Source organism: Clostridium gelidum, assembly GCF_019977655.1.
Lineage (GTDB): Bacteria > Bacillota > Clostridia > Clostridiales > Clostridiaceae > Clostridium > Clostridium gelidum.
This window is the reverse complement of record NZ_AP024849.1, coordinates 5,565,866-5,592,629: the sequence shown is the minus strand read 5'-3', so window position 1 is coordinate 5,592,629 and position 26,764 is coordinate 5,565,866. Positions and strand designations below refer to the sequence as shown.

The 26,764-nt window shown below is 29.4% G+C and carries 20 protein-coding genes and 1 riboswitch; of the genes, 16 read left to right on the top strand and 4 right to left on the bottom strand.

Annotation, left to right across the window (positions count from 1 at the left end):
• Window positions 1-21 precede the first annotated feature (21 nt).
• Entirely contained in the window at window positions 22-945 is a 924-nt protein-coding gene (locus psyc5s11_RS25635) for a DUF4097 family beta strand repeat-containing protein (RefSeq protein WP_224035278.1), read from the bottom strand.
• A complete protein-coding gene (locus psyc5s11_RS25630; RefSeq protein ID WP_224035277.1) occupies window positions 945-1,973 on the bottom strand; it encodes a DUF1700 domain-containing protein in 1,029 nt (342 codons plus the stop codon). The genes psyc5s11_RS25635 and psyc5s11_RS25630 overlap by 1 nt, the downstream gene beginning before the upstream one ends.
• Before the next feature lie 768 nt (window positions 1,974-2,741).
• On the opposite strand from psyc5s11_RS25630, the gene psyc5s11_RS25625 reads away from it, so the two are divergent.
• From psyc5s11_RS25625 to psyc5s11_RS25575, 11 genes are all read left to right on the top strand, one after another.
• The gene (locus psyc5s11_RS25625; protein ID WP_224035276.1) at window positions 2,742-3,416 is read left to right on the top strand and encodes a beta/alpha barrel domain-containing protein; all 675 of its coding nucleotides are present in this window, start codon (window positions 2,742-2,744) and stop codon (window positions 3,414-3,416) included.
• Between the two features lie 179 nt (window positions 3,417-3,595).
• A riboswitch (Lysine riboswitch) is annotated at window positions 3,596-3,765 on the top strand.
• A 264-nt stretch (window positions 3,766-4,029) separates the two neighbouring features.
• Window positions 4,030-5,325, top strand: coding sequence for a diaminopimelate decarboxylase (gene lysA / locus psyc5s11_RS25620; protein WP_224035275.1), 1,296 nt, complete (start codon window positions 4,030-4,032; stop codon window positions 5,323-5,325).
• 342 nt (window positions 5,326-5,667) lie between these two features.
• The gene (gene lepB, locus psyc5s11_RS25615; RefSeq protein WP_224038267.1) at window positions 5,668-6,201 is read left to right on the top strand and encodes a signal peptidase I; all 534 of its coding nucleotides are present in this window, start codon (window positions 5,668-5,670) and stop codon (window positions 6,199-6,201) included.
• A 127-nt stretch (window positions 6,202-6,328) separates the two neighbouring features.
• Window positions 6,329-6,988 (top strand): signal peptidase I, encoded by a 660-nt coding sequence (gene lepB, locus psyc5s11_RS25610; RefSeq protein ID WP_224035274.1) that lies wholly within the window; start codon window positions 6,329-6,331, stop codon window positions 6,986-6,988.
• Between the two features lie 26 nt (window positions 6,989-7,014).
• Window positions 7,015-7,236, top strand: coding sequence for a DUF3006 domain-containing protein (locus tag psyc5s11_RS25605; protein ID WP_224035273.1), 222 nt, complete (start codon window positions 7,015-7,017; stop codon window positions 7,234-7,236).
• A 61-nt stretch (window positions 7,237-7,297) separates the two neighbouring features.
• On the top strand, window positions 7,298-9,433 hold the full coding sequence (gene ftsH, locus psyc5s11_RS25600; RefSeq protein ID WP_224035272.1) for an ATP-dependent zinc metalloprotease FtsH: 2,136 nt from the start codon (window positions 7,298-7,300) through the stop codon (window positions 9,431-9,433).
• Between the two features lie 286 nt (window positions 9,434-9,719).
• Entirely contained in the window at window positions 9,720-11,921 is a 2,202-nt protein-coding gene (gene helD, locus psyc5s11_RS25595; RefSeq protein WP_224035271.1) for an RNA polymerase recycling motor HelD, read from the top strand.
• A gap of 642 nt (window positions 11,922-12,563) precedes the next feature.
• Window positions 12,564-13,409: a transporter substrate-binding domain-containing protein gene (locus psyc5s11_RS25590; RefSeq protein ID WP_224035270.1), complete on the top strand. Its 846-nt coding sequence runs from the start codon at window positions 12,564-12,566 to the stop codon at window positions 13,407-13,409.
• 288 nt (window positions 13,410-13,697) lie between these two features.
• A complete protein-coding gene (locus tag psyc5s11_RS25585) occupies window positions 13,698-14,885 on the top strand; it encodes a M20 metallopeptidase family protein (protein WP_224035269.1) in 1,188 nt (395 codons plus the stop codon).
• A gap of 421 nt (window positions 14,886-15,306) precedes the next feature.
• Window positions 15,307-16,008 carry an amino acid ABC transporter permease gene (locus tag psyc5s11_RS25580; protein WP_224035268.1) on the top strand — a complete coding sequence of 234 codons (702 nt, stop codon included), beginning with the start codon at window positions 15,307-15,309 and terminating at the stop codon, window positions 16,006-16,008.
• Window positions 15,995-16,717, top strand: a complete 723-nt coding sequence (locus psyc5s11_RS25575; RefSeq protein ID WP_224035267.1) for an amino acid ABC transporter ATP-binding protein — start codon at window positions 15,995-15,997, stop codon at window positions 16,715-16,717. Before psyc5s11_RS25580 ends, psyc5s11_RS25575 begins: the two co-directional genes overlap by 14 nt.
• A gap of 551 nt (window positions 16,718-17,268) precedes the next feature.
• On the opposite strand, the gene psyc5s11_RS25570 is transcribed toward psyc5s11_RS25575, so the two are convergent.
• Together psyc5s11_RS25570 and psyc5s11_RS25565 are read right to left on the bottom strand one after the other, a co-directional pair.
• The gene (locus tag psyc5s11_RS25570) at window positions 17,269-18,078 is read right to left on the bottom strand and encodes a DUF2628 domain-containing protein (RefSeq protein ID WP_224035266.1); all 810 of its coding nucleotides are present in this window, start codon (window positions 18,076-18,078) and stop codon (window positions 17,269-17,271) included.
• 114 nt (window positions 18,079-18,192) lie between these two features.
• A complete protein-coding gene (locus tag psyc5s11_RS25565; protein WP_224035265.1) occupies window positions 18,193-19,368 on the bottom strand; it encodes a cation diffusion facilitator family transporter in 1,176 nt (391 codons plus the stop codon).
• A 412-nt stretch (window positions 19,369-19,780) separates the two neighbouring features.
• Here psyc5s11_RS25565 and dapA point away from each other — a divergent pair, with 412 nt between their 5' ends.
• The 5 genes from dapA (at window position 19,781) to psyc5s11_RS25540 (ending at window position 26,745) form a co-directional block, all read left to right on the top strand.
• Complete coding sequence (dapA, locus tag psyc5s11_RS25560; RefSeq protein WP_224035264.1) at window positions 19,781-20,665, top strand: 4-hydroxy-tetrahydrodipicolinate synthase; 885 nt, start codon at window positions 19,781-19,783, stop codon at window positions 20,663-20,665.
• Window positions 20,666-21,201: 536 nt separating this feature from the next.
• Entirely contained in the window at window positions 21,202-21,420 is a 219-nt protein-coding gene (locus psyc5s11_RS25555; RefSeq protein WP_224035263.1) for a DUF4351 domain-containing protein, read from the top strand.
• 95 nt (window positions 21,421-21,515) lie between these two features.
• Entirely contained in the window at window positions 21,516-22,850 is a 1,335-nt protein-coding gene (locus psyc5s11_RS25550; protein ID WP_224035262.1) for a M18 family aminopeptidase, read from the top strand.
• A gap of 685 nt (window positions 22,851-23,535) precedes the next feature.
• Window positions 23,536-23,682 carry a hypothetical protein gene (locus tag psyc5s11_RS25545; RefSeq protein WP_224035261.1) on the top strand — a complete coding sequence of 49 codons (147 nt, stop codon included), beginning with the start codon at window positions 23,536-23,538 and terminating at the stop codon, window positions 23,680-23,682.
• Between the two features lie 567 nt (window positions 23,683-24,249).
• A complete protein-coding gene (locus psyc5s11_RS25540) occupies window positions 24,250-26,745 on the top strand; it encodes an N-acetylmuramoyl-L-alanine amidase family protein (RefSeq protein WP_224035260.1) in 2,496 nt (831 codons plus the stop codon).
• Window positions 26,746-26,764 lie beyond the last annotated feature (19 nt).

The following is a 26,764-nucleotide window of genomic DNA, read 5'->3' as shown; positions in this document are numbered from 1 at the left end:
TTTATGCGGATATATATAAGTTTACTTTATATGAAGGTCTCCACTTGTAGTAGTAATATTTATAAGTGAACTCTCATCACCAGAAGATAATTGTTTATGAGATGAGTCTAAATCTCCAGAAATTGTGTCATAATTTATTTTGTAGCCTAAATTTTTAGGGATGGATAAGGCTACGGAACCAGAGGCAGTACTTAAAGATGTATTGCTTAGAGAATCTTTAAATTTCAATTCAATATCACCGGAAGATGTGCTACCATTTACAGTTCCTAAAGCGCCACTTCCAATAATGCTTCCAGAAGAAGAGATTAACTTAGTTTCATTTAAGGTTGTTATAGCATTGAAGTTTATAGAGCCACTAGAACTATTTAAGCTTAAATAATTTAGATTTAAGTTAGAAATATTTATTTCACCGCTAGCTGTAGAAAGATTTAAGGTATTCATGGATAAATTAGAGATATTTATATCACCACTGCTTGTAATGATTTTTAAGGTACCTCTGCCATTAAATCCATAAGGGATGCTTATGGTGATATTAGCATTACTTGGAGTATCATAGCTAGTATTAAGAACTAATTTATTGTCATTTTCAGCTTTAAGCAATTCACTAGATATAGTACTATGGCTTTTAATTTGTACTTTCAAATCCTGTCCATCATAATTAACTATTTTAATGCCTTGAGAATTTAAATTAAGATCAATTTCATTAATATTCTCATTAATAGTATAGTCTTTTGATATATAAGAGTCATTAAAATTAAAGTCATTGAAATCAAAGAAAGTGACTTTTAAATTATTAGGGTCTATATTAAGCTCATCGGCATAATCAGAAAGCTTATAACCGCTTTGTACGAGTACAATGCATCCGGAAGCATAGAAGGTAATAGATAAAAGGAGCAATACTAACATGAATATTTTCATATTAGTAGAAATAAACTTCTTTTCCATTAGAATGCACCCCCTTTAGATTTAAGTGATTTAAAAGATTTAACTGATATGTGTATAAAGAACTTGCAAAGATAATAAAATATTAGTGATAAAATAATTGATAATGAAATTGATCCTAATGAAAAGAGAACTATTACTGGATATGGGAAATTAGCAACAAACATTGGTACATTAGGACCTCCAATAAAACTAGTAAATGTTCCGCCAACTAATAAGCCAATGCTACCCAATAAAATACCTATAGCTGCTCCTAAAAGTCCCAAAATGCAACCAATAATTCCAGTTATAACTGGGAAGAATATTATTAAAGCTAAAATTATAATGGAAATTTTTAAAAGTGTATTTACGTTAAATTGTGAGGTCTTATTTTTAGAAATTTGGTCATTAAAATTACTTGAGTTAGAATCTGAACTTCGATTATTATTAAACTTAGAATTATAATTGGAGTAATCATTGTTATCGTTATTAGAATTAAAACCACTTTCATCAGTATAATTAAAATTTGATTCATTTGAATTATCAAGGTTATAAAAATCAGAATTTAAATTAATATCTTTATAAGAATCATTAATTTTAAGAGTATCCAACTTGTTATTAGTTTCAAAGTCATTTTCCTTATTATTATTATTATTGTTTAAGTTATCATTAGTGTTAAAATCATTGAAAATATCAGTGTAAGTATTATCAGTAACTATAGCTGGTTCATCAATAGAATTTGGATAATTGTTTATAGAATTATTATTATCAGAAATTATGTCAGTGATGGAATTCTTATCATTAATAGGAGTAATATCAGCATCACTTGTAAGACATTCTGAATTAATAGGAGTTTTTAAATCTTCATTCCTATATCTATTAACGATTAAATTGGGATCACCTAATTGCCTTAGTATTTCTTGTTCTGTTTTTCCAGAAGCTAATCCAACCCTAAAGTTATTTTCATAATAGGAAATAATATCTTGTAATTTTATTTCGGGAAAGTCTTTTAAACCATCCATTAAAACATTGAAAAATTCATTTTGGTTCATTAAAATATGCCCCCTTTAATTTTTATGGTATATATTGAATAAGCTAGATTTCATGTTTAATGATTATATTTATTAAAAAATATTTCTCGATTAAAAGTATATGGTATGAAAGGGCATAGTACAATATATTAGGACACAGTTTAATATTTTATTAAGGTATTATATGGTAAAATAATAAAGTATTAAGAAATTCTTAAGGTCTGATATAAATAAAAAATGGGAATTGTACAAGCACTGTGAATAAGTATGTGGATAAGTACTGCATGTATGTCTATAAATATGGGGGATTAAGCTAGTAAGTTACAACGATTAGTCATGATGTTGATAACTATATAATGATTGTGGATAAGTTATAAGTAATCTTGCTCTTTGAACTTCTCCAGCGAACAAATGTGAGTCAAGTTTCCTTTGATTTGGGTCCTCAAACTTGGTTAACTCGTGAATATGAGTTAACCTCACTATAAAAGTTATTTTCATAGTGACTGTTTTAAATAAATGTTGTTAAGTGCATTAGATGGAAAGTAATAATTATAAACAATATCCACACTTTTGTGGATAAATACTGTGGATATTGTGGATAAGTTTTAAAGATAAAAATTAACTTTAAGAAAGAATATAAAGGAGTATAATATATTGTATTAATGATTTAAAAAATAACAAAAGTGTTCACAATTAAAGAAAATTATTATATAGTAAAATGTAATTATGAAAGTTTAGTAAGCCAAATTAAACATATTCAAAATAAATAATGAGGAGGGGATAAGAATTATGGTAAGTAAAGAGGCGAAATTTATTCCTCAAATAAAAGGTACACTTAGAAATCATGTGATAGAGGTTCCAGCAGTCATAAGAAATTGTGGCGGAATTACGATTTTTGGAAAAAGAATAAAGTCATTATTATTCAGCACGGATGTTGCATTAATAAGAAATAGTAATGCAGATGCTATTATAGCAGTGTATCCATTTACACCACAACCTCTAATAACACAAGCTCTTATTATGGCAGCAGATGTTCCTGTTTTTTGTGGTGTTGGTGGAGGAATAACGCAAGGTAAAAGGGTTGTGAATTTAGCTATGGATGCTGAGTTTAAAGGTGCTATGGGAGTAGTAGTAAATGCGCCTACAACTAATGAAATTGTTAAAAAAATTAGAGCGACTATAGATATACCAGTTATAGTAACTGTTATTTCAGAAGATGAAGATATTGCTAAAAGAATCGAAGCTGGAGCAACTATATTAAATGTTTCAGGTGGCAAAGAAACAGTTAATATAGTCAGAAATATTAGAAATAGGTTTCCAGAGTTTCCTATAATAGCTACTGGTGGACCAAGTGAAGAGTCAATTTATGATACAATTCAAGCCGGAGCTAATGCCATAACTTTTACACCACCAACTTCAGCAAGTATTATGGGAAGCCTCATGGATAAATATAGAAGTGAATAAAAGATAAGTGAGAATCGCGTGCTCAGTGAACGAATGCGAATCGAGTTTCATTTAATTTAAAAAAAGTGTTGATTTAAGGAAAAAATATGGTATCATATTTTTAATAGTTTAATAATATAATAGTAACTATTATAAGTTTCAAGGAATAGAATTTTAGAATATTACGAGAATATAACATGACCTGGGGTAGAGGTGCTGTAATAAAGAGTAGGTATAAGGAGTCGGTAGGCAATGATTTATACACAAAGGTATTATAGCCGAAGAAATGAATTAATATACGGTAATTTATTTCTGGATATTCATAGAATATGTGAATAACTGTCACGAAAAGTGTTGAGCTACAAGGTGCCTTTTTCAGTTAACAATGAACAGTTAACAGTTAGCAATTTAGAAATAAAGAAGGATGATTTTGTTAGTATATAAATTAAAATCCATATAACAATTCATTTTTGATAAATTGATAATTAATGAAAATATTGAGCATACAAATTAGCATAAGCGACCACTCGTCACAGATATTTTCTGTGGCGTTTATTTTTTTGAAATTTACAATAGACAATTGTCAACTGTAAATTGTACATTGTCAATTGAATTTAATTTGGGGGTTAACGAAATGAAATTATTTGGAACGATGAAAGCACAAGATAATCAATTAGTAATTGGTGGGGTTAGTGCCAAGGATTTAGTAAAGGAATATGGAAGTCCGTTATATGTATTCGATGAAGCTTTAATAAGAGAATACTGCACTGATTATAGAAAGTATTTTAAATGTGAAGAAAATAATAATAGAGTAGCCTTTGCTGGAAAAGCATTTTTGACTATTCAAATGTGCAAATTATTAAAAGAAGAAAATATGTGTTTAGATGTTGTGTCTGGTGGAGAATTATATACTGCGCATATTGCAGGATTTCCACTTGAAAAAGTAATGTTTCATGGAAATAATAAAACTTTAGATGAAATAGAGCTAGGAGTAAAATTAGGCGTAGGAAATTTTGTTGTAGATAATTATTATGAAATTGATGCATTAAATGACATAGCTAAGGAATATAATAAAGTTCAAAATATTTATTTGAGAATAACACCAGGAATCGAAGCACATACACATGATTATATAAAGACAGGACAAATAGATTCAAAATTTGGTTTTGCACCAGTTGAAACTGTTATAGAAGATGCTATTAAGAAGGCTATAAGTTTAGACAATATAAACCTTGCAGGAATACATTGTCATATAGGTTCACAAATTTTTGACTTGGAACCATATGAGGATGCTGTAGAGATAATGTTAGAGCTTGTAAGAAAAACTAAAGAAAATTTTGGCTATTTGATTAAAGAAGTAGATTTCGGTGGTGGCTTTGGGATATATTATACTAGCTCGGATGAACCAAGAACAACTGAAGAATATTGCAAGACAATAATTAATAAAGTTGATGAGGTTTGCATCCGAACTGGTCAAGAAAGACCAATTCTCACAATAGAACCAGGAAGAAGTATTGTAGCTAATGCGGGAATTACTTTATATACTATAGGTGCAGTTAAAGAAATTCCAACTGTCAGGAAATATGTTTCAGTAGATGGTGGGATGACTGACAATATTAGACCAGCTCTTTATAATGCACAATATGAAGGTATTATTGCAAACAGAATTGCAGGTGATTTAGAAGAGACTGTAACTGTAGCAGGGAAATGTTGTGAATCAGGAGATATATTATTAGAAGATATTAAGCTCCCAGAAGTTAAAAGTGGAGATATTTTGGCTATAATGACTACAGGTGCTTATGGTTATTCTATGGCAAGCAATTACAATAGAATACCAAAGCCAGCAGTGGTTATGGTTAAAGATAATGAAGCAAGATTAATCTGTAGAAGAGAATCTTATGAAGATTTATTAAAGAATGATTTAATCTAGAGTCATGTTGTTTTAAAGGTACTATATTTAAAAAATGGGTATTTTAGAAAATTTTACATGTAATAAGGATGATATGCACTAATTTTTAAAATTAGTGCATATTTTAATATCTGTGGAATTATAAAATGTAGATATAATAAAAAGATATAAAAGTTTACAACTTGTAAATATTTAAAACAATAAATTATGGTATACTAAAACAGTATCGAAAAATAAACACCTATAAAAAAAACTCAACCAAGACTTAAAGAGAAACCTAATCATAACATGTTAATGGAATATATAACCATAAAATATAAAACGTGGAGGCAAAGTGGTGTGACAGAAAATGCTAAAAATCAAATGACAGAAGATAAAAAGATTAAAAAGAAGTCAACAATAAAAGAATGGATAATAGATATAGCAGTTGTTGCTGTTGTAGCACTTTTAATTTGGAAGTTTGTGGGTTATGGGGTTTGGATTAAAAGTGGATCTATGATTCCAACCTTAGAAGTTAAAGATAGATTGATTGTAACAAGAGTACATAATGCTGGTAATTTAAAGGAAGGGGATATTGTACTATTTAAAAATGATGAATTTAAAGGTGATATTTTAATAAAAAGATTAATTGGACTTCCCGGAGATAAAATAGAAATTAAAAATGGAGTTGTCTTTAGAAATGGAGAACAGCTTAAAGAGGATTATGTGAAAAATAATGAAAGATATGATGGTACATTTCAAGTACCACAAGGAAAATACTTCTTTTTAGGAGATAATAGAGCAAATTCTGATGATTCAAGACATTGGAAAAAAGGTCCTTATGTTGATGAATCTGATATAGAAGGCAAGGCTAGAATAAAATATTATCCAATAAAAGATTTTGAAATATTAAAGTAATAGCAATAATTGAAAAATGAATATTGATTATAAGTGCAAATAGTATTACAATGATATATTAATGTTAATTTAAATGTATATATGATTGAAACTATAAGAGCAGTTTAATAAAAAGGGAGAACGTTAAATGAGAGAAGAAGATGAGATGATGGAATCAAAAGATATAGATAGCTCAGAAAATAGCTCTGATCTAACCAATATTTATTATTCAAAATCAGAAAATATAATAGAGGATAAAGAAGAAAACTTATCAAAAAAGGGATTCATAGCAAGTTTTCTATCAAAAGGTAGCTTTTTCAGTGAATGGATAATTCCAATAATAGCTGCCATAGGAATAGCATTACTAATAAATAAGTTTTTAGTTTATAATGTTTATATACCAAGTGAATCAATGGTTCCAACTTTAAATATTGGTGATAAATTAATGGTAACGAGAGTGTATGATACTGATAAAATTAAAAGAGGAGATATAATTGTATTTTTTTCAGAGGAGCTTAATGAGGTGCTTATAAAAAGAGCAATAGGACTTCCTGGAGATCATATTAAAATACATGATGGTATTGTCAATGTAAATGGAGAAGATATTAAAGAAGATTATGTAAAAAATAATGAAAGTTATGATGGGGATTTTAATGTGCCAGATAATAAATTCTTCTTTTTAGGAGATAATAGAAGCCGTTCATATGATGCCAGAAAATGGATTAATCCATTTATAGATGCTTCCAATATACAAGGAAGAGCTAGAATTAAATTTTATCCATTTAAAGACTTCGGTAGTTTAAATTAATGTGTATTATGAAAAGAGGGGATTAAATGGAGGAAAAGTATATAATAGATAGAGTTGAAGGAAACTATGTTATTGTTGAAAAGGAAAATGGAGATATGTATAAGATATGTATTGAAAATATTGAGAGTAATTTCAATGAAGGAGATATTTTAATTAAGAAGGGTGAATACTTTGAAATAGACAAAAAGTTTACGTTAAATAGAAAAAAGCAGATAAATGACAGTATGAAAAATATGTGGGAAGAGTAATACTGCATATGAATATGACTAAAGATAAAGAAAATAAATAATGTTAAGGAAAGGTGATTAGATGCAGAATAATAATAAAAATGGAAATAATAAAAATGGAAATAATAAAAATGGAAATAATAAAAAGAATAATAAAAATTCTATGACCATGGCGATTACTTACTTTCTAATAGCTTTTGCATTTGTAATGGCATTTAATTATGCAAAAGATTCAACGACAACTCAAAGAATTACATACAATGAATTTTCAAAATTACTAAGTGATAAAGAAATTTCAAAAGTTGTTATAACAAGTGATGATTTAGTTATAACACCTAGTGAAAATAATGGAGAATATAAAGGAAAAACTTTATATACAGGGAATATGAATGATCAAAGTTTAATTCTAGCTTTAAAGGATGCAAACATTGACTTTTATCGTGAAAATCCTAAGCAAACTCCAATTATGAATTTTGCACTTACTTGGATATTACCTATGATACTTCTATTTTTCATGTGGAAGTTCTTGTTTTCTAAAATGGGCGGAGGCGGAGGCGGTGTCATGGGCATCGGCAAGAATAACGCTAAGATTTACGTAGAAAGCGATATAAAAGTAACTTTTGATGATGTAGCAGGGCAAGAAGAAGCTAAGGACTCATTAAAAGAAGTTATTGATTTCTTAAATGCGCCAACTAAGTATACTGAAATAGGAGCTAAATTACCTAAGGGAGTTTTACTAGTAGGACCTCCAGGAACAGGTAAAACACTTATTGCAAGGGCTGTAGCTGGAGAAGCTAAAGTACCATTTTTCTCACTTTCAGGTTCAAGCTTTGTTGAAATGTTTGTAGGAGTTGGAGCTTCAAGAGTTAGAGAATTATTTAAGGATGCAGTTGCAAAAGCACCATGTATTATTTTTATAGATGAAATTGATGCAATTGGTAAGAGTAGAGATAATCAAATGCAAAGTAATGATGAAAGAGAGCAAACTTTAAATCAATTACTTTCTGAAATGGATGGATTTGATTCATCTAAGGGTGTAGTTTTACTTGGAGCTACAAATAGACCTGAAATACTTGATAAAGCACTGTTAAGACCAGGTAGATTTGATAGAAGAGTTATTGTTGATAGACCAGAATTTAAAGGTAGAGAAGCTATACTTAAAGTTCATGCAAAAAATGTACATTTAGGTGATGATGTTGATTTACATGAAATAGCAAAAAGTACTCCAGGAGCTGTAGGAGCTGATCTTGCTAATATTGTAAATGAAGGTGCTTTAAGAGCAGTAAGAAAAAGAAGAAAATTAGTACTACAAGAAGATTTGAGAGAAGCTGTGGAAGTTATAATTGCAGGTAAAGAGAAAAAAGATAGAATTCTTTCTCCAAAAGAAAGAGAAATTGTTGCATATCATGAGGTTGGTCATGCACTTGTTGCAGCATTGCTTAAAAATACAGAACCAGTACATAAAATAACTATTGTTCCCAGAACTGGGGGTGCACTAGGTTATACTATGCAAATAGAAGAAGAAAATAAATATTTAAATTCTAAGGAAGATCTAATAAATCAAATAACAATGTTAGTTGGTGGTAGAGCTGCTGAAGAAGAAGTATTTGATATAGTTACAACCGGAGCATCAAATGATATAGAAAGAGCAACTGCAATTGCAAGACAAATGGTATCAGTTTATGGTATGAGTGAACAATTTGATATGATGGCATTAGAGTCTATTCAAAACAGATATTTAGATGGCAGGGCTGTAAGGAATTGTAGCGAAGAAACTTCAACTATTCTGGATAAAGAAGCAATGAATATAATTAGGGAAGCTCATAAAAAAGCAAGAAAAATCATAAGTGATAATAGAGAATTAATGGAAAAAATATCTGCTGTGCTTCTAGAAAAGGAAAGTATTTTTGGCGAAGAATTCTTAGAAATTGTCTATGAAAAGTATCCGGAAATGAAGGAAACAAAGGAAAAAGAAAAATTAGAAAATGATAAGCAAGTAAAAGATCTAGAAGAAAGAAGAGCTAAAAAGCATTCAATAGATACAATTATAGATGATGACGCCAATAAGAATGAAGAAAAGTTTGAAATTGGAGTTATTGGTGGAATTAGAAATAATAAGACGGATGAAGATGCAGCTGAAAATGAAATCATAACGAGTGGAGAAACTAAACCTCGGCTTGATGGTGAAGCTGAAACTACAGATGATTATAAATTGTAGTTTTGGATTTGTTATTTATTTTCATGTACCTAAGATGAGAACTGAGACTATAAGTAATTACAAATTTAAATAAAAAATATTAATGCACAATGGAGGACATAAAACTGATTTAGAGTTTTTAGCCATACATTGTGCATTGTCAATTGACAATGTACAGTTAACAATTAACAGTTAAGGAACAAAGCCCAATTGGCTTTTAATAATTTATTAGAAACTCCAAAAGAGTTTCATCCACAATTGTTAATTGTAAACTGTTAATTGTAAATTGAATAAAGGGGTTGGAATTTTGGATAAACAAGTAGATTTCTTAAGAGAAGAAAATAAATTAAATGAAATTTTAGATATATTAAATAAGGAAATTTTGAATTATGTAGAGAAAAGAAAAGGTGTTACAAAATACATTCTTGACTCTAGAAAGAAATATATTGAAGAATATAAAGATGATGACGATCAAGTTATAGATTACTTTGATCATGAAAACTATGTTCAAGAAGAATCATATAGGACAATAGATAAAAGGCTTATGGAATATACAAAACTTAAGGAAGCACCTTACTTTGGAAAGGTTACTTTTAAGGAAAATGAGGATGTTCCAGAAGATATGTATGTAGGCAGATACGGATTAACTTTAGAGGACAGTTATGAACCTTTGATTGTTGATTGGAGAGCTCCAATTGCAGCCCTTTTTTATAAAGGAGCACTTGGAAAAGCAAGTTATAACCCGCCAATGGGGGAAATAGATGCGGATATATTATCAAGAAAACAGCTAATAGTTAAAAAAGGTGAATTGAAAGGTGTATTTGATTCAGCATTAGATGTTAAGGATGAAATACTTCAAATGGTTTTAACTGAAAATTCATCTGATAAGTTAAAAGATATAGTGATGACTATTCAAAGGGAACAAGATGAAATTATTAGAGAAGATAGAAATAAAGTAGTTGTTGTAAATGGTGTTGCAGGTTCAGGTAAGACAACTATTGCACTTCATAGAATTTCTTATTTGCTTTATAACTTTAGAAAACAATTTGGAGATAAGGTATTAATTTTTGGACCTAATGATATTTTCATGGATTATATAGCTCAAGTACTGCCCACTCTTGGTGAGGGTAATATAAAACAAAGTACTTTTGAGAATTTTGCAAAGAAGGAACTTGGCTTAGAAAATATAAAAGTAAAGACTTTTGGAAGTTATATTGAAGATGCTATGAATGGAAATGAAACTGCATTAGAAGAATATAAGTATAAAAGTTCTAAGGAATTTTTGGAGTTATTAAATTCAAGCATACAAGCATTAGATAAAGAATATTTTGAAATACAAGCAATTAAATTTAAAAACACAGAAATTGTTTCAACTAAAGAAATAGAAGAATTATTCACTGTTCATTATAAAGATATGCCTTTGTTTAGAAGAAGTGAAAAGATAAAAAGAATACTAATAGTTAAGATTAAGGATAAAAGAGATGAAGAAGTTTATAAATTAAATGCTGAGATTAAGGAAAAGACAGATAATTTATCAAAAGATGAATTAGAAATGGAAAAAAGTAATATAGAATACATGAAAAGAATTAAAATAAGAGAAATTATAAGAGAGGTTATAATTTGCCGTAATGAATTAGATGCTTGGATTAAAATTGAGCCAATGATAGATATTTATAAGAAAATGGTTAATTCAAAAGGAATTAAAGAAGATACGTTGGATAATGTAGATAACATCATTTTGAGGACAATTTTAAATGACAATAATGAAGTTTTAAAAGAAGAAGCAAATAATTTAGGATATATGGATTTAGCAGGAATGCTTTATTTTATGGTGAAATTACAAGGAATAAAGGTAAAGGACGAAATAAAACACATTGTAATTGATGAAGCACAAGATTATAGTTTTATACAATTTGAAATCATTAAGGAAATAACAGGATGCAAAAGTTATACAATAGTTGGAGATTCTAATCAAAGATTAATCACAACTAGTAAAGAACCTGCAATGCTTCATTTAGATGAAGTCTTTAAGGATTCTAATATTGAAATTAAGAAATATGAATTAAATAAGAGCTATAGATCAACTCAAGAAATAATGGAATATGCAAATCAATTCTTAAATGAAGAAAAAATAATTCCGTTAGTTAGAAGTGGAGAGCCTGTTATTCAGGAGGAAACTTCAAGTGAGGAGGACTTTGTAAATACTCTTATATCAATAATTGAGGATTATGAAGAAGATGGATATGAAAATATTGCAGTAATATTTAAAGGTAAGAAGGAATTAAACAAATTTGCCCATCTTATTAAAGAAAGAATTAATATACAAAATCTAGATAATGAAGATATTCTTTATAAGGGCGGAAAGGTACTTATACCAGCTTATTTAGCGAAAGGTCTAGAATTTGATGGTGTAATAGTAGTGGAAAATGGAGAGATTCAGCCTTTAGTTAAGTATATAATGTGTACTAGAGCATTGCATAGATTATCTATAATTAAAGATTTAATATAACCTTAAGGTGAAAACTACATTTATGCGGATAACCACCGAAATTGAATACATGTTTATTCCAGCGGACTAAGAAAATTTCGCTGGAAGACACTAAATGGCAGGTTGCATCCATTTTAGTTTGCTCCCAATGTAAAATTGGGACAAACTAAAATGGAACAACCTGCCATTAAATGTCTTCATCAGCTTATTTTCTAATGCCGCTTTCACAAACATGTATCCAATTTCTCTGTTTGTTTATACGCCTAAGTATAGTGAATATTCACTACTATAAATTCCAATTAGTATTTGAGTATGTATATAGATAAACATACTTAATGGTATTAATGTTCAATTTGTCATAAATTATATTTGGGAATTTATGTATTAGAATGTAGAATATTTAATGATATATATATTCAAATCATAAGTAAATCAATCTAAATAAAATCGGACAGTATACATAAAAGATAGATAAATATATATACTATCATTAGGAAAGATTACTATAATTATAATTCTACATAATAAAAGTTAAAAATTTAGCATATTGCTATTGAATAAATATTAAGAAATGTGTATAATTATGCTATTGAAAAGAAAAACTATAGAGTTTTGATTTAGAACAAAATTTAGGGAAGATATAAATTTTAGGAGGTAGTAATAATGAAAAATGGAATAATAAAAAAATTAGTTGCAGTAGCAGCAGTAGCAACTATTGCTATAAGCATGGTTGGATGTGGAAGTGGAAATACTGAAAAAAAGGAAGATACTACAGCTAAGACTACAGCTACAGCAATAGAAGCAATAAAATCAAAAGGAAAGCTTGTTGTTGGAACAAGTGCAGATTATGCACCATATGAATTCCACACACAAGTAGATGGAAAAGATAAAATAGTTGGATTTGACATTGAAATTGCAAAACAATTTGCAAAAGACTTAGGGGTAGAACTTGAAGTAAAGGATATGGCTTTTGATGGTTTGCTTGTAGCGCTTCAAGCAGATAAAGTTGATATGATATTTGCAGGTATGACTCCAACTGATGAAAGAAAACAAAATGCAGATTTCTCAGATATATACTTCATTGCAACACATAGATTTATGCTTAGATCTGGAGAAGAAGCAGGAATTGCTAAAATTGAAGATTTAAAAGGAAAGAAAATTGGAGTTCAAAAGGGATCAATTCAAGAAGGTATTGCAAAGGGTAATTTTGAGGCAGATAAAATTAAGTCTTTAGATAAAGTTCCTGATTTAGTATTAGATCTAAAGAACAATAAAATAGATGCAGTTTTAGTTGAATCAACAGTTGCAGATTTAACTGTTCAAAAGAATACAGGTATTGCAGCAAGTAGCTTAGAAGTTAAAGATCCAGATGGTGGATGTGCAATAGCAATGAAAAAAGGTTCAAATGAGTTAACAACAGAAATTAATAAGACATTAAAGAAATTAAAAGATGAAAACAAAGTGCAACAATTCTTCGTAGAGGCAAATAAATTAGCACTAGCAGAATAATATATGTCATATTAGAATATTCATTGTGATTTTAATGAAAAATTTGTATAACATATATATATAATTAAAAGTTGAGGCAACACTTCTTATAAAATATTAAGATTGTGATGCCTTTAACTTATTACAATACCATATACAAATAATTAAATTACATTTTGAAGGTAAGGATATAACATCAAAAGTAACTAATATAGATAAAATAGATGCATATCCTGTGTCATTATTAGATGGACAAAAGTGAAGAATTTCAATACATACAACCTTTGAGTTTGGAGGCATAATTATAAAATGAATATAAGAAGCGAAGTTTTAGATATCAATAATGAATTAATAAAATGGAGAAGAGAGCTTCATAAGATGCCAGAAATAGGAATGATTTTACCTAAGACATATGAATATGTAAGAGCTAGATTGGATGAAATGGGTCTTGAATATACTACATATGATAAGCATTCTGGAATATGTGCTGTTTTAGGAAAGAAAGAAGGAAAAACAATTGCTATAAGGGCAGATATGGATGCTTTAGAAATTAAAGAAGAAACAAATTTAGATTTTAAATCTGAAAATGGTAATATGCATGCTTGTGGTCATGATGCACATACAGCAATATTACTTGGTGTAGCTAAAATTCTTAAAAGAAACGAAGAAAAATTAAATGGAAAAGTTAAATTAATATTCCAACCTTCAGAAGAATGTGCCCCTGGTGGTGCATTAGCAATGATTGAAGATGGAGTGTTAGAAAATCCTAAGGTAGATGCAATGATAGCATTACATGTTGATAATGACTCGGAAAATTGTAAAAATGGAGATATAATAGTTAAGTATGGAAGTGTATCTGCATTTGAAGATCCAATTAATATAAAAATAATTGGAAAGGGTGGCCATGCATCTACCCCAGATTTATGTATAGATCCAATTTCCATTGCAACTCTAGTTATTAATAATATTCAGTATATTTTAACTAGGGAAATAAAACAAACAGTACCTACAGTAATAAGTTTTAGTGGTATCCAAGGTGGAAGAAATTCTAATAATATTATTCCTGATGTGGTAGAGATAAAAGGAACTGTAAGAAATACAGATATTGAAACAAGAAAATTTGTATTAAAAAGAATAGAAGAAATTGTATCAGGCTTAATTAAAATAATGAGAGCAAATTTTGAATTAAATTTCGATGGTGGTTGTTCTGGCGTTGTTAATGATACTGATATGGTAGATATGTTTATAAAATCAGCAAAAAAAATAGTACAAGAAGATGAAATTCATATTGCAAAAGAGTGCATGATGGGAGCAGAGGATGTAGGATTTTTCTTTGAAAGGGTTAAAGGCTGTTATTTTAAGCTATATAATCCTGCTACTTTTGAAGATGGAATAGTATATCCATTACATAATTCAAAATATATGATGGATGATTCAGTATTATATAGAGGAGTTACTTTGTTTTTACAGACAGCTATAGATTATTTAAATGATTAGAAATATATAATTAGATGAGAAGGTAACACTTAGGCACAATCAAAAAAATAACAAGTCCATTTACCAGCTTATTTTCCATCATACTGCGTCGGTAAATTGACCTAATAGGCCCGCTATGAGGGCACTTTGCCTCCTTGCCTGATGAAAAATATTCATGGCAACTTTGGACTTGTTATTTATTTTCATGTGCCTTATTAAGAAATTAAGCTTGTGATACTGTATGTTTATTTAAAGCAATTTTATCAAGTGTTAATTATTACAATTGATAATTAACAACTAATAACTTATAATAATTAAATGTAGATTTGATTATTATAAGTAGACTACACTTATAATAATCAAAAAATTAACAAGTCGGTATGACTTGGAGCTTAATAACCATCAATTGAACATTGATAATTAACAATTGGGAGGGAAAAAATTGAATTTTTCATTTATAGACAAATACTCTGGATATTTTTTAAAGGGAACAGAGATAACTATTATATTAGCATTTTTTGCAGTGCTATTTGGAACAATTTTGGGACTTGTATTAACACTTTTAAGACGCTCGAATTTTAAACCTATAAGTTCTATAAATTTCAAACCTATAAGTTTTATAGCAACAGCTTATGTAGAATTTGTAAGAGGTACACCACTTCTAGTTCAAATCTATATAATTTATATTGGATTTCCCAAATTAAATGGATTGCCTAAAGTTATGGGAATACCTATGGAAGACGTACTTGTAGGTGTAATTGCTTTAGCATTGAATTCAGCAGCATATGTATCAGAAATAATGAGAGCAGGAATTGATGCTGTAGATAAGGGACAAATGGAAGCAGCAAGAAGTTTAGGGATGAATCAGAAATTAGCAATGTTTTATATTGTGATACCTCAAGCCTTTAAAAATATTTTACCGGCTCTTGGAAATGAATTTATTTCAGTAATTAAAGAATCTTCACAAGTTTCTGTTATTGGAGTTGCAGAGCTTATGTACAATGCAGGAGTTGTAAGAGGTAATACAGCTTTGGGATTAGAACCAATTATAGTAGCAGCGGTAATTTACTTTATAATAACTTTCACAATGACAAGAATATTAGGATATGTAGAGAGGAGGATGAAGGCAAGTGATATACGTTAAGGATTTACATAAGAGCTTCGGAAAAAACCAGGTTTTAAAAGGTATAGATGAGCATATTAGTAAAGGTGAAGTTGTTGTTGTAATTGGACCATCTGGTTCAGGAAAAAGTACATTTTTAAGATGCCTTAACTTATTAGAAATTCCTACCTCCGGTCAAATTACTTTTGAAGATAAGGATATAACATCAAAATCAACTAATATAGATACAATGAGAGAAAAAATGGGTATGGTTTTTCAACAATTTAATTTATTCCCTCATAAGACTGTATGTGAAAATATATGCTTAGCACCTATAAAAGTGAAGAAAATTTCAAAAGAAGATGCTAAGAAAAGGGCAATTACCTTATTGGAAAAGGTAGGACTAGTTGAGAAAATAGATGCATATCCGGCTTCATTATCAGGTGGACAAAAGCAAAGAATTGCAATAGCTAGAGCTTTAGCTATGCAACCAGATGTTATGCTATTTGATGAGCCAACATCAGCTTTAGATCCTGAAATGGTTGGAGAAGTTTTAACTGTTATGAAAGCTCTTGCAAAAGAAGGAATGACAATGGTAGTTGTTACACATGAAATGGGCTTTGCAAGAGAAGTTGGAGATAGAATATTATTTATGGATGGCGGGAAAATAGTAGAATCAGGAACTCCAGAAGAAGTATTCAAAAATCCTAAAAATCCACGTACAATAGATTTTTTATCTAAAGTACTTTGAAAACTATACTTATGCGTATAACTCGCCGAAATTGAATACACGTTTATAACCACAAGGGTCACAATGTTCCAGCGGACTAAGAAAATTTCGCTGGAAGTCCACTAAATGGCAGGTTGCATCCATTTATGCTTGCTCCTGAGGCAAGCTCAGGACAAGCAAAAATGGAACAACCAACCATTAAGTGGCTTCAACAGCTTATTTTCTAATGCCGCTTGCACAAACATGTATCCAATTTCTCTGTTTGCTTATATGACTAAGTATGGTGAATATGGGGTTTGATGGCATATATAATTAAAACTTGCATTGTGGGTATATATATATATAAGAGTTAACCGTTAACTGATTTATAGTGTTAAAAAAATGTTGTTATGAGTTTGGACACCCATAACAACATTTTTCTTTGTAATATATACTGATTTATTTTTAATACTTGCTATATCATACGAATTTTAAATATATTAACAACATTTATTTAAAACACTCACTATGGAAATAAATATTAGTAGTTAATTTATTTAGGGCAAATGGAATTGTTATTTTTTCGATTGTGCCTAATAACTATAAGATGGTGATGAGAAATTATGAGGAACAATACCAGTTCTAGATAAATAAACTGCAAAAATAATTATAAATATTAATATATATATAGCTATTAGAATGAATGGTGCAGCTAAATTAACACCACCTTTTTTGTGTAATCTATTAATATATTGAGTTGCACTTAAATTTGCAATAATTGTTTTAACAGTCTTGATTTGACGAACAGAATGATTGAGATAAATGGCATTTGCAAACATAGCTAATAAAATGCGTAGTAACAATGATAAAACTCCAGGTATTAATAGAGATGTACCAATAGTGACAACAAAGAAAATAGCTGCGGCAGCATAAAGTTTTCTGTATAACAACCAATAAGTACCCAGAAAAAAGCAAGGCCAGTTCCAAGATATAAAATTAGTGTTTTTCTTCATTTTGTCAATATAATCAAGATAATAATTAGCATTATTACTGCCAATGAAAGCAACAAATTCTTCTTTGGATATATTATCAGATGTATAATTATCTTTGTTTAAACTTTGAAAATTATTAGGATTGTTTATATTATCATAATTTTGATTAGGATTATTATTACTATTATTGAATTTAGGATTATTATTAAACTTATTATTATTATTTAAATTAGTATTGGAAGTATAGGAATTAGGTTCAGTATTGTAACTATTTTTATTATCTAAATTATTTTCAGTACTATTTAAATGAGATTTTTCAGAAAACTCAATTTTAGTACCAAAATAAGAACATGCAGGATTTATGCATATATCATTAAGGCCTAATTCTTCTTGACAATGTGGGCATTTCATATAGATGTTCCCCCTTAAAATTGGTAATTACTATTAAAAGAATAACACAAATTTATTCAGTTAACAATAAAAGTAATTAAGAAGTTATAGCTGCAATCAATATTTCAGGAGTATCTATATAAAGTTTTTATCTACAGTAATTATGCAGTTGTAATTTGAATGAGATTTTCGCACACTTTCACAAAACTTATCAATCAATTCAGAGTCTGTTATAGGAGATTGTTTTAATGAATCAACAACTATGTCAAAAATTAAATTTTTAACGTCACCTTCACCAACAACCCTAAAATCATGTATGGATTCAATATAGTCATATTCTGAAATTAAAGATAAAATTTCCTCATAAGCATCTTTGACTTCTCCTTCAATAATACAAATAGGATCAATATGTATTACTAAGTAGATTCTAAGAGCTGCAGAAATCTCTCTCTCAGCTTTATCAATTATTTCATGAATAGCAACAACGCTGATATTACTTGGGATTTCAGCATGAATTGAAGCCATACATTTACCTGGACCATAATTATGAATTATTAAGTCATGAGCTCCTGATATATTCTCATAAGATAAAACCATTTCTTTAATGGAATTAACAAGTTCAGGATCTGGAGCTTCACCGAGCAGGGGACTTATAGTATCTTTAACTAAACTGAAGCCAGAATAAACTATAAATAATGCAACAACCATTCCGATATATCCATCTATAGGGAAGGTTGTAAAGTTTGCAGCTAAAAATGAAATAGCAACACAAGTTGAAGTAAATACATCACCTAAAGCATCTACTGAAGAAGCTTTTAAAGCAGTAGAATTAATTTTTTCACCAACAAATTTATTAAATCTTGAAAGCCATACTTTAAGAAATATGGATATGAAAATTAATATAAATGGAACTAATTCAAAAGTAACAGGAGTTGGATTAATTATTCTTTCGAAAGAAGATTTAATAAATTGTACACCAACTAACATTACCATGAAAGCAACGATTAAGGCTGAAAGATATTCAATTCTTCCATGACCAAAGGGATGTTCCCTATCTGCTGGTTTACTTGAAAGTTTAAAGCCTAAAATAGTTATTAAAGAAGATGCTGCATCAGAAAGGTTATTAAAGGCATCTGCCATAATAGCTATACTTGAAACAAGAAGCCCCACAGAAAGTTTTATAATAAATAAAAGTGCATTTACTAAAATTCCAACAATTCCACCAAATACACCATAAGAATTTCTAACTCTATCATCCTTAACATTAGAATTATTTTTTATAAATATATTAACCATATGTTCAAAAAACATGAAATACACTCCAATCGTTTGTAAAATAATTAACTATAAATATGTAATAGGTTTATTATAATACATCTTTGTAGTTAAGCAAGTTCTTTATAAATAATATACCCAAATTAGTTAATTATTAAATAAATTTTTATTAATTTAAAATATATTCTGAGTTTATAGTATAACTTTACTGTGTTATAATTTATATATCAAGTGAAACTTGATTCAGGTGGGGTTTGATCCCCATCTGAATCTTAGTTGAACTTATCCAGGAGCGTGCAGCCGTTAACTCCCAGTTAAGCAGAGAACCTAAATCTATGATTTAGTGTGAATCGCTTACTCATCTGACGTTAGGAAGATGAGTTTCCTATAAAAGTGGGAGTGTTACGGATGCTAGCTATCGGAGAAAATATTCAAGGGGGCAAATTTTATGAAGGATGTTATTTTTACTGGTGCAGCAGTTGCTATTGTTACACCTTTTACAGAAGATGGAGTGAATTTTTCAGAATTAAAAAAATTAATTGATTTTAATATAGAAAAAGGAACTGATGCAATTGTAATTGCAGGAACAACAGGGGAATCTTCTACTATGAGTGATGAAGAACACAAAGAGGCTATTAGATTTACAGTTGAGTATGTGAATAAAAGAGTACCAGTTATTGCAGGTACTGGTTCTAATGATACCATGTATGCACTAGAGCTTTCTAAATATGCTGAAAGTGTTGGAGTTAATGGACTTTTATTAGTTACACCATATTATAATAAAGTTACTCAAAGTGGTTTAATTAAACATTATAATTATATTGCAGATAGAGTTAATGTTCCTATTATTTTATATAATGTACCATCAAGAACAGGTGTTAATATAACTCCTGAAACATATTTGGAATTAGCTAAACATCCACGTATAGTAGCTACAAAAGAAGCTAGTGGGGATATTTCAGCTATTGCAAAAATAAAAGCTCTTTGTGGTGATGAACTTAATATTTATTCAGGAAATGATGATCAAATAGTTCCTATTTTATCTCTTGGAGGGAAAGGGGTTATTTCTGTTTTCTCAAATATTATGCCAAAAGAAGCACACGATATTTGCAGTTTATATTTTGAAGGTAAAGTAAAAGAAAGTTTAGACCTTCAAATAAAATATTTAAATATTATAAATGCGCTATTTATAGAAGTAAATCCAATTCCAGTAAAAACGGCACTCGGACTTATGGGATATAATGTAGGACCACTTAGAATGCCATTATTTGCTATGGAAACCAAGAATCTAGAAATGCTACGTACAGAACTTAAAAATAATAAGCTTATATAATTTCATAAGCTGTAAGCAATGAAAACATAATCAAAAAATAAGAAAACTTATGCTATTAACAAATTTTTAGCATAAGTTTTCTTGCTATGGTTATTTATTAATTCTAAGCTTTGCAATCAATACTACTAGTGCTTTTAATATAGATACTCAAAGTGAAATTTACTTTTTGTATATGTTGATTTTTTATAGTTCGATATATATTGAAGGTCTTCATATAACTATTTTAAATTCATATGGAGTGTTTTAAATAAATGTTGTTTTCGGTTTTAATTAGAAATAGTGATGATTAAGAACATAAGTTTGTATAAGGTTTTCTCAAGTGGTTAATATATAAATACAATGCTACTTGGAAGGAGTCTTAATATGGATTATAATAAGGTTGAGGATGCAGTTTTCAAAAAGGCTATGGAAGTATTGAGATAGCAAAGAACATAAATGACAATAAAGAAAAGAATAATTGCTTAATGCTACTTTATGCACTATTTGATAAATTTGGTGATGATGTTTCGAAAAAAAGATTTAAGGAGGTTGTGAGCATGACTGATGTTGGAAGAATGATATATGAAGAAGGTATGGAAGAAGGAATAGAAAAAGGAAAAACAGATTTAATAATAAGGCAATTAATAAAAAAATTTAAAATAGTACCTGATGAGTATAAAAAGAAACTTACGACTTTATCACAAGATACAATAGAAATTATAGGTACTGAAATATTTGATATGGAATCAATTGAAGATTTAAAAAAATATTTTTAGTATACATATTAACTTATATATGGTGCAATTATAAATAGTAATATATGTATTAAAAATTAGTTTCAATTTATATGAAGAAGAGGGATGAAATAGGTATGAACAACACACAAGAACTATTAGATTTTATAAATAAAAGTAAAACTGCATTTCAAAGTGCTTATGAGATTAAGTCTATTTTAGATAAGAATGGATATAGTGAAGTTAAAGAAGAAGATAAATGGGACTTTAAAAAGGGTGAAAAATATTATGTTACAAAAAATGATTCTGCTGTAATTGCATTTGAAATTGGCAGTGGAGAAATTGAAAAAGATGGCTTTAGATTAATTGGAGCTCATACTGATTCACCAGGCTTTAGAATAAAACCTAATCCTGAAATGTTAGTGGAAGGACATTATCTAAAGTTAAATACTGAAGTGTATGGTGGACCAATACTCAGTACTTGGTTTGATAGACCTTTATCAGTAGCTGGGAGAGTTACGTTAAGGAGCGAAAATCCATTTAAGCCTGAAGTTAAATTAATTGATGTTAATAAACCAATTTTGATAATTCCTAATTTAGCTATACATATGAATAGAAATATAAATGAAGGATATTCATATAATAAGCAAAAGGATACATTACCACTAATGACAATTGCAAATGATGAAAGTTCTTCTTTAGAAAAAGAGGTAGCAGATATGGCTACTGCTAAATTAGAAAAGGATGGTTATCTACTTAAATTGATAGCAGATACTTTAAACGTTGATTCTAAAGATATATTAGATTTTGATTTATTTTTATATGAATTTACAGAAGGTGCACTAGTTGGATTACACGAGGAATTTATTTCTGTAGGAAGATTAGATGATCTTTGGATGGTATTTGCAGGTTTGAAAGCATTAATAGAGAGCAAAAAAATCAAGGGTACTAAAGTCCTTGTAGCTTTAGACAATGAAGAAATAGGAAGCTTAACTTCACAAGGTGCTAATTCTTCAATTTTAGAAAATATATTAGAAAGAATAAGCTTAGCACTTAAGAAAGACAGAGAAGACTTCAAGAGAGCATTGAGCAATTCAATTATGATCTCAGCAGATTTAGCTCATGCATTTCATCCAAACTATGCAGAAAAGTGTGATCCAACAAGTAAACCAATGCTTGGGAAAGGACCTGTCCTAAAAATTGCAGCAGGTGGTAGTTATTCAACCGATAGTTATACAAGTGCAGTATTTAAAGGTATATGTGAAAAGGCGAAAGTTCCATGTCAAGTATTTGTAAATAGATCAGACTTAAGAGGGGGAACTACAATAGGCCCAATTACAGCTTCGAAATTAAATATACCAGTCATAGATATGGGTGCACCAGTACTTAGTATGCATTCCATAAGAGAATTAGCATCCACACGGGACAATGACTATACAATTAAAGCATTTACTAAATTTTTCAGTGTATAGGAAGTTATAGAATGTGCATTAAATTAAAAATATTAAAGATTATGAAAAAATTAACAATTATCAATTGTGCATTATACATTGTCAATTAAAAAGTCATGAGCGTAGCGAATTTTCTTGTTAGTAAATAGTATTAAACATTTAAAGATTAATATGAAGTGTTAGTTAACTTAATATGCAAAATCACAAGGTAAGATAATTAAAGCATATTATAAAACTCAAGCAATTGTAACATTAAATTACAGTGCTTGAGTTTTTTTATTTCTTTTTTTCACACTAAATTTTCCCATGTATATAGGTTGAGGTAAAGAATTTAGCATTACTATTTAGGATTTAAACTTGTGCCAATTATTTTAATATAATGTCATTATCGCAACTTATATAGATAAAATTTTGATTAAATGTGTATTGACCTTAAAGTTACTTAAAGGTTTATACTATTAAACATAACAAAATAAACATTAAATAACTATATGCAATCAAGATTAATTATAAGATAGTCCTAATATTTTTGATATATGAATATGAAATAACTAAATCAATATTATTAAATAATCAGGATAATGAACAGATGTGGTTATTATTTAAGAAAGTGGAAATGTATATATTTATTTTTAGCTATTGAATTTGATAAAGGGGAATCATTATATGATATAAATGTTAAAAATAAAGTGAGTTATATAAAGGTGTGTGTAGAGCAGAAGATGAAGATTATATTGTTAAAATTAATGGGGTCACAGTAACTGATGATGATGACTGGATGAAGAAAGTACCATTATCAGAAGGTAAAATTACTGTTACAGTTAAGATTAAAGATGATGATAACGAAAGATAATATAATCTAAATATTACTAGTGGATCAAGCAACACTACGAGTAGTAGTATAAGCTCAACAACAACTACTATTGCAATAGTACAAGCAATCTTACAACAGCATTAAGTGAAGGATGGCAGCAAATAAGTGGAAAGGGGTGTTATCTAAATTCAATATCTAATAGACATTAAAGGTGTGATGCTTATAAATACCATAATTGAAGGATATATAGTAGGTTCTGATGGTGCAATAACAAATTAATTAGTTTACTGAAATAAAAGTTAAGATATCAATTATATAATATAAATAGTTTCAAAAATTATTATGTATTGTTTTTAATATGAAACTAATTAAGTAGAAACCATATTAGTAATAAAAATAAAATTATAGAATATTATATAAAAGGTACCTAAAAGAGGAAAAAATTTTGTATTATATAACGAAACAGAAAGAAATATAAGATAATTAATGGTATTAGGTTCTTAAATAACTACTTATTTAAGAATAAATTAAATAGTATTATATATTTATATCTTACTAATACCAATTAATAATAAATTATGAAGAAAATTAGGAGGAAAGAAAATTATGTTTAAAAGAGCAAACAAAATTACAGCTTTATTAGTAGCTGCTGCATCAGTGATATCATTGGTACCAGCTATGGCTGCAGATTCTACAAGATTAGGAACTAAGGACGGTACTATCGAAGATGCTATCGCATACAAAGATGGTAAATATGCATTTGAAGGATACAAAACAGACGATAACAATAAATCAGTTTATTTCAACGATGGAAGCAAAGATAAAGAAATAAATGATTTAACAGATGCTACAATAAATGATGCAAGCAAATATGATGCTAGTAGCACTATTGCTTGGGATGGTAATGACGAATACTTACTTGACTTATCAAACGGTAAAGTAACAGACGAAGATGTTGCTAGTGATTTACAAAGCACTGCAACAGACAAGTTATTAGCTAAATTAAAGAAAGCTGACAGATACGGAAGTAATGTTAGTGTATCTACACAAAGAATCACACCAGATCAATTCGGTGATGTATGGTATTCATATACTGCAACTAACGGAATTGCAGGAGCTACTGATGGAAGAGGAGCTGTAATAGAAGTTACTCCAACTAACTTTACTTCAAATATAACAGTATACGGAAAAACATTCATAGCTGCTGGTACTGGAGCTACAGGAGATTTTTCAAGCGGAAGTAAAGCAGGATTTGCTATTAAAGCAGCTACAATGTCATTTTCTAATTATACTGCAAATATTAAATCTGAAAGTGCAGGAACAATTCAATTAACTGGAACTACTACTGGTGCAGCAGCAGCAGTTAACGTATCTGCAATTCAAGCATTATCAACAAATGTAACAATAACAGCAGATACAGTAGTAGACGGAAGCGTTCCAGTTAAATTAACTGTAGGTATTGTAGATGCTACAAAACCAGCTACAATAGCTACTGATCTTACAGCTGCACATAATGTAACTGTATCTTTAGTAGGCGCAGGAACAACATCATTTAGTTCAGCAGCAACATTTGCAGCTACTGTTAAATCAGATTCAATTCCAGGTTACAGTACAACAGTAGATGCTACTACAGGCAAACTTACGCTAACAGCTAATACTGCAGCAACAACAAAAGATTATACTGCACTTCAATTAGCTGGTGAACCAGTAGGAACTTTTGTTAATGCTACAGCAGCACTTAAAACTTCTGGTTATGCAGGAACAGGAAATGGAACTGGATACGATGTTTATCATGGTTACACAAATAAATCAGCAGCATATATAGATGCTGATAAGACAGCTAACATTCGTGTATATAATGGATCTAAGATGGTTAAATTAGACGAATTTGATGAAAATGTTAATGATGACAAAGTGGCAGCTACTATTAAAGATGGTTCAGTTGTAACAATAGCTCAAGATAAAGACTATATCTATAGAATAATTGATGTAGATTTTAGTAAGTCAACTGTTGCAGTTTATAACAGTAAGGGTACAACTCCAATTCTATCTGCTAAATATCTTCAAAAGATATCTAAAGCTCAAGGAGAAACAGAAAAGGATGCTTACTTACCAAAGACTGTAGAATCTTATGAACTTGATGCTACTATAAGTGGTGATGCTGAAACAGCTGCTACTAAATTAGCTACTTTAGTTTCTGGTGATTCTAAGGTTGTTGGAGTAAGAGTAGTAGATGGAACACTTTACTATACTGAAATGGACGATGCTGATACTATCAAGACTTATGTATTAAAATTACAAAAGAATGAAAAAGTTGAAGCTACTGGATCATCTACAAAAGTTGATGCTTATGTTGTTAAGAAAGATGGAGATAAAGATCACGATCTTAAGGGAGATGCAGGAAAAGAAGGAGCATCATTCGATATTAATGGTAACCTTTGGATAATAAATGAAGGAAAAATCTACAAGTCAGAAAAGGCTGGAGATTTCAAAGAAATGTTTACTTGTGATAGATCTATAGATTCATTAGATGTATATGATGCTGGAAGCTTAATCGCTTGGGATGGTAACGGAAATGTTTACACTACACAACAAGAAGGAACTAAAGTAACAGAAGGTGAAACACCAGTTATTGTAACTGGATGGGTTCAAGGAACTGATGGAACTTGGACATTCAATGATGTTACAGGAGCTAAAGTTACTAACAAATGGATTACTGTAGGTGGAAATTGGTACTTCTTAAATACTGATGGTAGCATGGCTACTGGTTGGGTAAATGATAACGGTACTTGGTACTACACAAATCCAATATCAGATGGTACTAGAGGTGCTATGAAGACAGGTTGGATAAATGATAACGGTACTTGGTACTATACTAATTCATCTGGAGCTATGCAAGCTGGGTGGGTAAATGTTAACGGTGCTTGGTACTACACAAATCCAATATCAGATGGTACTAGAGGTGTTATGAAGACAGGTTGGGTAAATGTCAATGGTACTTGGTATTACTTTAATCCAGTATCAAATGGTACTAGAGGTGTTATGCTTGCTAACACAACTGTCAACGGGTATGTATTAGGAAGCGATGGAGCTTTGATTTAATATTTCAAATAGTCATATA